Source organism: Streptomyces sp. NPDC054841 (genome assembly GCF_053611045.1).
On sequence record NZ_JBSGZO010000364.1, the window covers coordinates 1 to 8,805 of the forward strand.

At 69.2% G+C, this 8,805-nt stretch carries 7 protein-coding genes and 5 tRNA genes; 2 read left to right on the forward strand and 10 right to left on the reverse strand.

The window, feature by feature from the left end:
• Positions 1-124 precede the first annotated feature (124 nt).
• Positions 125-610, reverse strand: coding sequence for a DUF4188 domain-containing protein (locus ACWGI8_RS33185; RefSeq protein ID WP_453666626.1), 486 nt, complete (start codon positions 608-610; stop codon positions 125-127).
• A gap of 87 nt (positions 611-697) precedes the next feature.
• Between ACWGI8_RS33185 and ACWGI8_RS33190 the strand changes: the two genes are divergently transcribed.
• Complete coding sequence (locus ACWGI8_RS33190) at positions 698-1,336, forward strand: MerR family transcriptional regulator (RefSeq protein ID WP_453666628.1); 639 nt, start codon at positions 698-700, stop codon at positions 1,334-1,336.
• A gap of 65 nt (positions 1,337-1,401) precedes the next feature.
• On the opposite strand, the gene ACWGI8_RS33195 is transcribed toward ACWGI8_RS33190, so the two are convergent.
• The 9 genes from ACWGI8_RS33195 to ACWGI8_RS33235 all read right to left on the reverse strand — a co-directional run bounded on the left by ACWGI8_RS33195 (position 1,402) and on the right by ACWGI8_RS33235 (position 5,444).
• A tRNA-Glu gene (locus ACWGI8_RS33195) sits at positions 1,402-1,474 on the reverse strand.
• A gap of 27 nt (positions 1,475-1,501) precedes the next feature.
• Positions 1,502-1,573, reverse strand: a tRNA-Gln gene (locus ACWGI8_RS33200).
• 13 nt (positions 1,574-1,586) lie between these two features.
• Positions 1,587-1,659 (reverse strand) — tRNA-Glu (locus ACWGI8_RS33205).
• Between the two features lie 61 nt (positions 1,660-1,720).
• Positions 1,721-1,793, reverse strand: a tRNA-Glu gene (locus ACWGI8_RS33210).
• Positions 1,794-1,814: 21 nt separating this feature from the next.
• Positions 1,815-1,886, reverse strand: a tRNA-Gln gene (locus tag ACWGI8_RS33215).
• A gap of 91 nt (positions 1,887-1,977) precedes the next feature.
• Positions 1,978-2,700, reverse strand: a complete 723-nt coding sequence (locus ACWGI8_RS33220) for an HAD family hydrolase (protein WP_453666630.1) — start codon at positions 2,698-2,700, stop codon at positions 1,978-1,980.
• 223 nt (positions 2,701-2,923) lie between these two features.
• The gene (gene gltX / locus ACWGI8_RS33225) at positions 2,924-4,396 is read right to left on the reverse strand and encodes a glutamate--tRNA ligase (RefSeq protein WP_453666632.1); all 1,473 of its coding nucleotides are present in this window, start codon (positions 4,394-4,396) and stop codon (positions 2,924-2,926) included.
• A complete protein-coding gene (locus ACWGI8_RS33230; protein WP_453666633.1) occupies positions 4,389-5,186 on the reverse strand; it encodes a fumarylacetoacetate hydrolase family protein in 798 nt (265 codons plus the stop codon). The genes gltX and ACWGI8_RS33230 overlap by 8 nt, the downstream gene beginning before the upstream one ends.
• A gap of 81 nt (positions 5,187-5,267) precedes the next feature.
• The gene (locus ACWGI8_RS33235) at positions 5,268-5,444 is read right to left on the reverse strand and encodes a hypothetical protein (protein ID WP_453666634.1); all 177 of its coding nucleotides are present in this window, start codon (positions 5,442-5,444) and stop codon (positions 5,268-5,270) included.
• Positions 5,445-5,983: 539 nt separating this feature from the next.
• Between ACWGI8_RS33235 and ACWGI8_RS33240 the strand changes: the two genes are divergently transcribed.
• On the forward strand, positions 5,984-8,805 hold a 2,822-nt coding region (locus ACWGI8_RS33240; protein WP_453666635.1), incomplete at its 3' end, for a nitrate- and nitrite sensing domain-containing protein.

Below are 8,805 nucleotides of genomic sequence, written 5' to 3' on the forward strand. Positions count from 1 at the left end.
CCGGTCGACCGGGGTGCCCGTCCTCTTCTCTCCCTCGGAGCGTCACCCGGGGTCCCCCAGGCCACAGGGCGCGGGGGGGGAGACTGAGCGCGGGGGTCCCGGACGGGGCCCCCGACGCCATGACTCAGGCCGCCTTCAGTCGGTCGGCCGCGTGGTCGCCGCGCCGGCCGACCGGGACGACACCGGTCGCCTCCCCCAGGCCGAACGCGGGCATGTTGACGTAGACGGACTCGTACGAGCCGGCCGGGACGACGTACGTCTCGTGCCAGAAGCCGACCTTGCCCCGCCCGTCGCGCATCCGCCGGTTGAAGGCCGCCCAGGCCGGGCGGTGCTCCTTGTCCGGCGCGGACGCGTAGGCGAGCAGCTTCTCGGCGGACTCCCAGTACTGCACGGTGTAGATCACCCTCGGCCCGCCCAGCAGCAGCCGGTAGCCCAGGAGTCCGCTGTCCTTGTCCTTCGACAGCTCCCTCAGCATGCGCGGCATGGCCGTGAACGTCGGCCACCAACTCCGCACCGCGCGGAAGCTGTTGATCCGCATCCCGATGAGGAAGACGGTCACTCCGTCCTGCGACTCCGCCGTCATGCGCCCCTGAATCGGCTGCTTGCTCATTGCGGTTCCCCTTTGCGAGGATCATTGGATAGTGGAGCTATCTAGTGATTGGATAGTGCCACTCTCCAACGAAGGGCGCAAGGGAAAATGAAACTGGCAGAGCTCAGCGAACGCAGCGGCGTCCCCACCGCCACGATCAAGTACTACCTGCGTGAGCGACTGCTGCCGCCCGGCCGACGGGTCAGTGCCACCCAGGCCGAGTACGACGAGGAGCACCTGCGCAGGCTCCGGCTGGTCCGGGCACTGATCTCGGTCGGCGGGATACCTGTGGCCACCGCCCGGGAGGTCCTCGCCGCCGTCGCCGACGACACCCTCGACCATCACATGCGGCTCGGCGCCGCCGTATGGGCCCTCCCCCACGGTCCCGAGCCGGACGAGGAGGACCCCGCCACGAGGACGGCCCGTCGCACCGCCGACGCGCTCCTGGACCGGCTCGGCTGGACCTTCAGCAGCGAGGTGGGCGCCGAGTCACCGCCGTACCGGATGCTGGTCTCCGCGATCGCCACGATGCTGCGACTCGACTACCCCTGCGATGTGGAGCAACTGCTCCCCTACGCCGACAGCGCCGGCCAACTGGCAGTCAGCGACCTGGACTTGGTGGAGCGGTACGAGGCGGAGGAGGAGCAGGTGGAGGCTGCGGTGGCATTCACCGTGCTGTACGAGCCGGTGCTGCTGAGCCTGCGCCGACTGGCCCAGGCCGAGGAGTCGAACCGTCGCTTCGGCTGAGGCATGGCCCCGGCCGAGGCACACGAGAAAGGCCCTCCCCTACTGGGGAGGGCCTTCTCTTCACGTACCCCCGACCGGATTCGAACCGGCGCTACCGCCTTGAGAGGGCGGCGTGCTAGGCCGCTACACAACGGGGGCAAGATCTTGATCCACGGACTGGATCCGCTGGGCTACCAGGACTCGAACCTAGACTAAATGAACCAGAATCACTCGTGCTGCCAATTACACCATAGCCCATGGTATAGACCAGTACCCCCGACCGGATTCGAACCGGCGCTACCGCCTTGAGAGGGCGGCGTGCTAGGCCGCTACACAACGGGGGCCCTAGCGATCCTGCATCGGCGTCATCGGGAGCGACCCTGGTGACACCGCGGGAAGGATCTGTACCCCCGACCGGATTCGAACCGGCGCTACTGCCTTGAGAGGGCAGCGTGCTAGGCCGCTACACAACGGGGGCTTTGCAGATGAGCTCTGCGAGCTGGCCTACCAGGACTCGAACCTAGACTAACTGAACCAGAATCAGTCGTGCTGCCAATTACACCATAGGCCACCAAAACTCAACCCCCCTGCGGGGGTTTCGTTCGGGTTGTGCGCTTTCGGTTCCGGGCTTTCGACCCGCTCCCCTCGGCGCAGGAAGAACATTACCTGAAGGTGGACGGCGCTCCAAAACGGGTATCCGGCCGCAGCAGGCCGGGAAGCTCCTCCAGACCGGTGATCCGGATCAGCTCCGGCCGGCCGCCGAGCCCGCCGCGATCCAGCCAGATGCCGGTCAGTCCCGCCGCGACGGCTCCTCCCGCGTCGATGTCCGGCTGGTCTCCGACATACGCAACGTCCTGCGGCGCCAGCCCGAGCGCGTCGCACGCGGCGTGGAAGGCGGCGGCCTCGGGCTTGGCGATTCCCAGCTCGGCCGCGCACACGACCGCCTCGAAGCGGTCCCGTACGCCCAGCTCCGTCAGCTTGCGGTGCTGATTGTGGATCGAGGAGTTCGAGAGAACGCCGTGCCGGAAGTCGGCCGCCAGCAGATCCAGTACGGGCAGGGCGTCGGGGAAGAGCTGCCAGGCGGCCTCGTAGTGCGCGAGGTAGCGGGCGAACCACTCATCGGCCTCGGCATCGCTCATGTCGAGCACCCCGAGAAAGTCCCGCACCCGGTCCCGCCGCTGCTCCTCGAAGTCGACACCACCGGCCTCGAAGCGCCGCCAGTGGATCCGGGTGAGCTCCTTCCAACGGGCGAGGGCCTGGTCGACGGAGCCGTACCCGTTGACCAGGCCCTCGGCCTGAAGATGCCGCTCCATGCCGACGCGGTCGGCGCCGGCATAGTCGAAGATCGTGTCGTCGATGTCCCAGAGGACGGCTCGGATCGGCATGATCCGAGGCTAGCCCGGACCCGGCCCCGGCTGGGGGCTCGGGGGGCATCCCCCGGAAAATGCAGCGTCGATGTCCCAGAGGGCGGCTCGGATCGGCATGATCCGAGGCTACGCCGGTGCAGTGACTTGCCTCCCACGGGACGACGAAGAAGCCCCAGGGGTCTCCGACAACGCCGGAGGGGCGGCAGCCGGCTGCCGCCCCTGAAGGCCGTACGGGATCCGCTTACGCCGCCAGCTTCGCCAGCGCCGCGTCGATGCGGGCCAGGGTGCGCTCCTTGCCCAGGATCTCCAGGGACTCGAAGAGCGGGAGACCCACCGTGCGGCCGGTGACCGCGACGCGCACCGGGGCCTGGGCCTTGCCGAGCTTGAGGCCGTGTGCCTCGCCCGCGGCCAGGACCGCTTCCTTCAGCGGCTCCGGGCTCGTCCAGTCCGCGGCGTCCAGCTTCTCGCGGGCGGTGCGCAGCAGGGCGTCCGAGCCCTCCTTCATCGCCTTCTGCCAGGACGCCTCGTCCTCGACCGGCTCCTTCAGGAAGAGGAAGTCGACATTGGCGGTGATGTCGGAGAGGACCGTGAGGCGGGTCTGGGCGTACGGGGCGATCGCCTCCCAGGCGGCCCGGTCGAAGTCCTCGGGTGCCCAGTTGGCGTGCGGGGCCGTCAGCCAGGGCTCGCAGGCCTCGGTGAACGCCTTCACATCGAGCCGGCGGATGTGGTCCGCGTTGATCGCCTCGGCCTTCTTCAGGTCGAAGCGGGCCGGGTTGGCGTTGACGTCCGCGACGTCGAACTTCTCGATCAGTTCGGCGACCGTGAAGATGTCCTGGTCGGCCGAGAACGACCAGCCCAGCAGGGAGAGGTAGTTGAGCAGACCCTCCGGGAGGAAACCGCGCTCCCGGTAGAGGTTGAGCGAGGCCTGCGGGTCACGCTTGGAGAGCTTCTTGTTTCCCTCGCCCATCACGTACGGCAGGTGACCGAAGGCCGGGATCTCCTTGGCGACGCCGAGCTCGATCAGTGCCTTGTAGAGCGCGATCTGGCGCGGGGTGGAGGACAGCAGGTCCTCACCGCGCAGCACGTGCGTGATCTCCATCAGTGCGTCGTCGACGGGGTTGACGAGCGTGTAGAGGGGGGCTCCGCTGGCCCGGACGATGCCGTAGTCCGGAACGTTCTCCGGGGTGAAGGTGAGCTCGCCGCGGACCAGGTCGGTGAAGGTGATCGGCTCGTCGGGCATCCGGAAGCGGACGATCGCCTCGCGGCCCTCGCGTACGTAGGCGGCCTTCTGCTCCTCGGTCAGGTCGCGGCAGTGGCCGTCGTAGCCGGACGGCTTGCCGGCGGCGCGGGCGGCCTCGCGGCGCTGGTCCAGTTCGGTGACACTGCAGTAGCAGTGGTACGCGTAGCCCCCGGCGAGCAGCTTCTGCGCGATGTCCTTGTAGAGGTCCATGCGCTGCGACTGGCGGTACGGGGCGTGCGGGCCACCGATCTCGGGGCCCTCGTCCCAGTCGAGGCCGAGCCAGCGCATCGAGTCGAGCAGCTGGTTGTACGACTCCTCGGAGTCGCGGGCCGCGTCGGTGTCCTCGATACGGAAGACCATGGTGCCCTGGTGGTGCCGGGCGAACGCCCAGTTGAACAGGGCGGTGCGGACCAGGCCCACATGGGGGTTGCCGGTCGGCGAGGGACAGAAACGTACGCGGATCGCGTTAGCCACGCTTGATCACCTTGTTGGTGAGAGTGCCGATGCCTTCGATGGTGACGGCGACTTCGTCGCCGACGTTGAGGGGGCCGACCCCGGCGGGGGTGCCGGTGAGGATGACGTCCCCGGGAAGGAGCGTCATGGCCTCCGTGATGTGGACGACCAGGTCCTCGATGGAGCGGATCATGTCGCTCGTACGACCCAGCTGGCGCTGCTCGCCGTTGACCGTGCACTGGATGGCGAGGCCCTCGGCGATCGCGGCCGGGTCGAGGCCGGTCTCCACCCAGGGGCCGAGCGGGCACGAGGTGTCGAAGCCCTTGGCGCGGGCCCACTGCTTCTCGCGCTGCTGGGCGTCGCGCGCGGTCACGTCGTTGGCGCAGGTGTAGCCGAAGATGACGTCCTTGACGCGTTCGCGCGGGACCTCGCGGCACATCCGGCCGATGACGACGGCGAGCTCGGCCTCGTGGTGCAGCTCGTTGGAGAAGGAGGGGTACTCGATCGCGTCGCCGGAGCCGATCACCGAGGTGGTGGGCTTGAAGAAGGCGACCGGGACCTCGGGCACCTCGTTGCCGAGCTCCGCCGCGTGCTCCGCATAGTTGCGGCCGATGGCCACGACCTTGTTGGGGAGGACGGGCGGCAGCAGCCGGACCTTGCTCAGCGGGACCTTCGTGCCCGAGAGCTCGAAGTCCGTGTAGGGAATGCCCTTGATGATGTCGAGGACGAGACCGGACGGGTCGCCGGTTCCCTCCCCCTCGACCGCGCCGAAGGCGACATTGCCGTCGATGGAGAATCTGGCGATGCGCACGGGTGCCTCGCGCCCCTCTACTTCCGCTGGCTGGAGTCTGACGCTCCAGGCTAACGCGCGAGAGGGGCCCGACCTCCCGTATTACTGCGCCACCGGGGCGTCCATGAGGGTGGTGCGGCGGGGGTTGGCGGTCTGGGCGGGGAGTTCGGCCGACTGTTCCGGCTGAGCCTCGCGCTGCAGTTCGTCGGCGTCCTCGAGGTGCGCCAGCGTCGTGCGGCGGGGGTTGGCTATGTTGCGGAACATCATCGTCGTCTTCATCGCTCGCCTAGTCAGAGTGCCGTTGCTTGTAAAGCGTCAGGCTAAACATCCGATTGCCTGCGAAAGCGTGGGGGACTCAACGATCTCTATGTGAGTTTGCTCACGACTTGGCGGGCAATTCCGTCATTCCGGACAGCAAGGGACCCCACCAGAAACGGACATTGCATAGCTGAATCAGCCATTCCGCTCCTGATCATGTCGACTGGGACACCCCCCACCCGTAAGCGACTCGTCCGCAAACGCCCGATTCATCCACGATCACTTTCTACGGTTTGTGACATGTTGCTCACAACGTGTCACTCAGGTCACAGCCCGGTACACGGCTCTTGTTGGAGATCCGGCACTGTGCTGGAATTCCACGCACCGCCGCGGGTTTCAGGCCGGCGCGCAGGGGGCGCAACGCAGCGCCGAGTGGCGGCGGGAAAGGGGAGGAACGCCGGTCACTCCACGACCACCATGGGGCGCCTCCACCGCCCCACGAAGCCGACACCGTCCCGCCGTTCTGCGGAGGGACGCCTGGTCCAGAGGTTGCGACGCTAGTGCAGGGACGATTCAAGAGGGATGGCAGCGCTGCGGCTGAACAGGAGTCGCACGGCGGGACCGACCGCGGCTCCTCGCCCCAGCACACCCAGAACCAGGGCCAGGCGGGCGATGGCGGTGATCGCGGGCCGCGCTCCGGTGCGACCGCTCAGGCCGCTCCCGAGCCCGCGGACCGCCCCAAGTCCAAGTCCAAGGGCCCGTCCGACACGGGCTCGCGAATAGCCCTGCGCAACTGGCGCATCAGCACCCGCCTGGTCTCCCTGCTCGCACTCCCCGTCGTCGCGGCGACCACGCTGGGCGGACTCCGTATCAACGAGTCCATGAGCGACATCGAGCAGCTCGACCACATGCAGCTGCTCACGAAGCTGACCAAGGAAGCGACCGCCCTCGCCGAGGCGCTCCAGAAGGAGCGCGACCACGCGGCCGGCCCGATGTCCCACCAGGGCGATGTGGCGTCGTTCGACGTCGCCCAGCCGCGCAAGGACACCGACCGCAAGCGGGCGTCCTTCCTCGCCGCGACCGTCAGCATCGGCGACACCTCGGGCGACGACGCGCTGGAGAGCATCCACTCCAACGTCAGCCAGATCGCCCAGCAGGTCAACACGATCAACGAGATCCGCAAGGACGCCTACGACAACGGCATCACGCACTCCCAGACGGTCTCCCAGTACAGCCGTCTGATCGAGTCGCTGCTCAGCCTGTCCCAGGACATGGCCCAGGCGACCAACAACCCGGACATGATCAAGCGGACCCGTGCGCTGGCCGCGTTCTCCTCCGCCAAGGAGTACGCGTCGATCCAGCGGGCGATCATCGCCGCCGCGCTCCCCCCGACCGCCAACGCGGTCGGCAGCATGACGGAGAACGACCGCCTCACCGGTGAGGACGCCCGGACCAACGAGGGCACCGAACTGGACTCCTTCAAGCGGATCTACTCCGGACTCGGCGGTGACGTCGAGGAGCTGACGAAGCCGCTGGAGGACGGCAACACCGAGATCTCCGAGGCCAACGACTACGCGACCCGGGTGCTGCGCACTCCGGGTGGTCTCGAGCGCGGGGAGCGCCGCACCTACAAGGACTGGACCGACCAGGCCGACACCAAGATCGACGCGATGAACACCATCGAGAAGACGCTTCTCGGTGAGATGGAGAGCAAGGCCCGCGAGCTCAAGCAGGAGTCGCAGCAGGACGCCATCATCAACGGTGCGCTGATCCTGGTCGTGCTCGGTGTGTCGCTCGTCGGCGCCTTCGTCGTGGCGCGGTCCATGATCCGCTCGCTGCGCCGGCTGCAGGACACGGCCACCAAGGTCGCCCAGGACCGCCTGCCCGAACTGGTCAAGCAGCTCTCCGAGTCCGACCCGCAGGACGTCGACACCACCGTCGAGTCGGTCGGTGTGCACTCCCGGGACGAGATCGGCAAGGTGGCCGCGGCCTTCGACGACGTGCACCGCGAGGCGGTCCGCCTCGCCGCCGAGCAGGCCCTGCTGCGGGGCAACGTCAACGCGATGTTCACCAACCTCTCGCGCCGCTCCCAGGGTCTTATCCAGCGTCAGCTGTCGCTGATCTCCGAACTGGAGTCCCGCGAGGCCGACCCGGACCAGCTGTCCTCCCTCTTCAAGCTGGACCACCTCGCGACCCGTATGCGCCGTAACGGCGAAAACCTCCTCGTCCTCGCGGGCGAGGAGCCGGGCCGCCGCTGGACCCGGCCCGTCCCGCTCGTCGACGTGCTCCGTGCCGCCGCCTCCGAGGTGGAGCAGTACGAGCGCATCGAACTGGCCGCCGTCCCGGCGACCGAGGTCGCCGGCCGCGTCGTCAACGACCTCGTGCACCTCCTCGCCGAGCTGCTGGAGAACGCCACCTCGTTCTCCTCGCCGCAGACCAAGGTCCGGGTGACCGGTCACGCGCTGCCGGACGGCCGCGTCCTCGTCGAGATCCACGACACCGGTATCGGTCTCTCCCCCGAGGACCTGGCCGCGATCAACGAGCGGCTCGCGTCGCCGCCCACCGTGGACGTCTCGGTCTCCCGCCGCATGGGTCTGTTCGTGGTCGGCCGCCTGTCCCTGCGGCACGGCATCCGGATCCAGCTCCGTCCCTCCGACTCCGGTGGCACGACCGCGCTGGTCATGCTCCCCGTCGATGTCGCGCACGGCGGCAAGAAGCCCCCGGCCAAGCCCGGTGCCGGTGGCCAGGGCGCCGTACCGCAGGGGCCTGCGGGCGGCGGTCGGCTGACCGGCGGTCCGGGCGCGGCCGGTGGCGGCCGTCCCGGTCTCGGCGGCGGTCCGCCGGCCGGCTCCGGCGGGCTGCTGGGTGCCGGTGCGTCGCGCGGCCAGGTCGGCGCCGGATCGGCTCCGCGTGCGGCCCTCCCCGGGCGCGACGGTGCTCCCTTCCAGGGCGGCCCGGGACAGGACGCCTCGCACCAGGACTTCTCCCGTCAGGGCGGCGCTCCCGCCGGTGCGTTCGGCGCGGACAGCGGCCGCGGGCGGCAGGGTGCCACTTCGGCGCCGGGCGCGCAGGACCGTAACGAATCACGTCAGTCCGGGCTGACCGGCCAGGGCGGCCGTGGCCGCAACTCCGGCCGGCACACCGCCCAGGCGGGCGGCGACCGTGGCCGTCAGCTGCCGTCGCCCGGTGCCCCGCGCGCCGAGCTGCCCGGCAGCGGCCCGCAGGCGCAGCGCCCGCAGGCCACCAGCTGGGGCAACGAACAGCCGTCGGCCCCGCAGCAGCGTCCGACGCCCGACGCCCCGCGCGGCCACGAGGAGCCCGAGACCACCGGCCAGTACGCCCGCCCGATGGGCGCGGCGGGCGACCGGCAGGGCCCCGGCTC

Coding starts and splice junctions, on each gene's coding strand:
- ACWGI8_RS33190 (WP_453666628.1), top strand. CDS start 698: ATGAAACTGGCAGAGCTCAGCGAACGCAGCGGCGTCCCCACCGCCACG.
- ACWGI8_RS33220 (WP_453666630.1), bottom strand. CDS start 2,700: ATGCCGATCCGAGCCGTCCTCTGGGACATCGACGACACGATCTTCGAC.
- ACWGI8_RS33235 (WP_453666634.1), bottom strand. CDS start 5,444: ATGAAGACGACGATGATGTTCCGCAACATAGCCAACCCCCGCCGCACG.
- ACWGI8_RS33185 (WP_453666626.1), bottom strand. CDS start 610: ATGAGCAAGCAGCCGATTCAGGGGCGCATGACGGCGGAGTCGCAGGAC.